The 2002-nt window shown below is 65.9% G+C and carries 2 protein-coding genes; both read left to right on the top strand.

Translation table 11 applies throughout. From position 1 onward, the window contains the following. A partial coding sequence (locus ABZ887_RS51035) for a phosphopantetheine-binding protein (RefSeq protein ID WP_361306569.1) occupies positions 1-383 on the top strand: 383 nt, incomplete at its 5' end. 27 nt (positions 384-410) lie between these two features. Next, positions 411-2002, top strand: a 1592-nt coding sequence (locus tag ABZ887_RS51030; protein WP_361306567.1) for a beta-ketoacyl synthase N-terminal-like domain-containing protein, incomplete at its 3' end; no start/stop codon positions are given.

The raw sequence follows: 2002 nt of genomic DNA, 5'->3' as shown, positions 1-2002 counted from the left end.
CGCTGGAGTTGCGCAACCGGCTCGCTACCGAGACTGGCCTCACGCTTCCCGCGACTCTTGTCTTTGACCATCCGACACCGGTTGAGCTCGCCCGGCACCTGCGGCCGGGAATATTTGCCGATGGCGAGACAGGAACGGCGACAATGATCGTCGAGCTTAACCAGATCGAATCCAATCTTCTGAAGATGGCGAGAAGCTGTGAGAAGCCCGACGATATTACGAGAATCCTGCGCGGAATGCTGTCGAAATGGGTAGAGATCCAGGGAGATTCTCAGTCGGAATCCGATGAGTCCTCCGTGTTTGATTCGGCGACTCCCGATGAGGTATTTGATTTCCTTGACAAAGAATTCAGATTCCATGAGTCGCCATCAGATGAAAACTGATCGCCGAATCGACGAGGAGGTCCATTAATGGAAAGCCAGGAAAAACTTTTCGACTATCTGAAGAAGACGTCGGCCGAGCTCGTCCAGACGCGCAGTCGCCTGCGAAAGCTAGAGGCACGCGAGCATGAGCCGGTGGCGATCGTGGGGATGGGTTGTCGGTTCCCGGGTGGGGTGGAGGACCCGGAGGGGTTTTGGCGGCTGGTTGCCGCGGGGACCGATGCGATGTCGGGGTTCCCTGGTGACCGTGGCTGGGATCTGGAGGGTTCGGGTGTTTTTGATCCCGATGATGGTGGTCAGGATTATGCCCGGGTGGGCGGGTTCGTGGGTGGTGCGGGTGATTTCGATGCGGAGTTCTTCGGGATTAGTCCGCGTGAGGCGTTGGGGATGGATCCCCAGCAGCGGCTGCTCTTGGAGACGTGTTGGGAGGCGTTGGAGAATGCGGGGATTGCCCCGGGTTCGCTGAAAGGGACCGACACAGGCGTCTACGCCGGGATCGCCGCCTCGGGGTACCGGGTCGGGGGGCATGACGACGCGGACGGGTACGCGAGGACGGGGACGACGGCGAGTGTGGCGTCGGGTCGGGTGGCGTACTGCCTGGGGTTGCAGGGTCCCGCGGTCTCGATCGACACGGCGTGTTCGTCGTCGCTGACGGCGATTCACCTGGCCGCGCAGGCGTTGCGGTCGGGTGAGTGCGGGATCGCGCTGGCCGGCGGAGTCACGGTGATGGCCTCGCCTGGGACCTACATCGAGTTCGCGCGGCAGCGAGGTCTTGCTGCTGACGGGCGGTGCAAGCCGTTCGCTGAGGCCGCTGACGGCACCGGGTGGGGCGAGGGCGTCGGAGTCGTGGTGTTGGAGCGGCTGTCGGATGCGCGTGAGCGTGGGCATCGGGTGCTGGCGGTGGTGGCGGGTAGTGCGGTCAATCAGGACGGGGCGAGTAATGGTCTGTCGGCGCCGAACGGTCCGTCGCAACAACGGGTGATCCGGGCCGCGTTGGCGAGCGCGGGCTTGGCGGCCGGTGACGTGGACGTGGTGGAGGCGCATGGGACCGGTACGGCGTTGGGTGATCCGATCGAGGCGCAGGCGTTGCTGGCCACTTACGGTCAGGACCGTGATCCGGCGCGGCCGTTGTGGTTGGGGTCGGTGAAGTCGAACATCGGTCACACGCAGGCGGCTGCGGGTGTGGCGGGTGTGATCAAGATGGTGCAGGCGATGCGGCACGGGATGCTGCCGCAGACCCTGCACGTGGACGCGCCGTCCTCGCACGTGGACTGGTCGGCCGGAGCGGTCCAGCTGCTCACCCGCGCACGCCCGTGGGAGGCCGGCCCCCGCCGGCGCCGGGCGGGGGTGTCCTCGTTCGGGGTCAGCGGCACCAACGTCCACCTCATCCTGGAGCAGCCTGCAGAGGAGGCCCCTGTCCTGGACGCCCCTGCTGTGGAGGCTCCTGCCCAGGAGGAGTTGGAGTCTGTCTCGGGGCTGGGGCTGGAGTCTGTCGGTCCGGTGGTGTGGGTGGTGTCGGCGCGGTCTGATGCGGCACTGGCTGCGCAGGCGGGCCGGCTGGCGGAGTTTGCGGAGGCTCGTCCGGGGGTCGGGGCCGGGGATGTGGCGTTCTCCCTGGCGGT

This window comes from Streptomyces sp. NPDC047061, from assembly GCF_040643955.1.
GTDB lineage: Bacteria > Actinomycetota > Actinomycetes > Streptomycetales > Streptomycetaceae > Streptomyces.
Note: the sequence above shows the minus strand (reverse complement) of the source record. Positions and strands in the feature narration are given on the sequence as shown.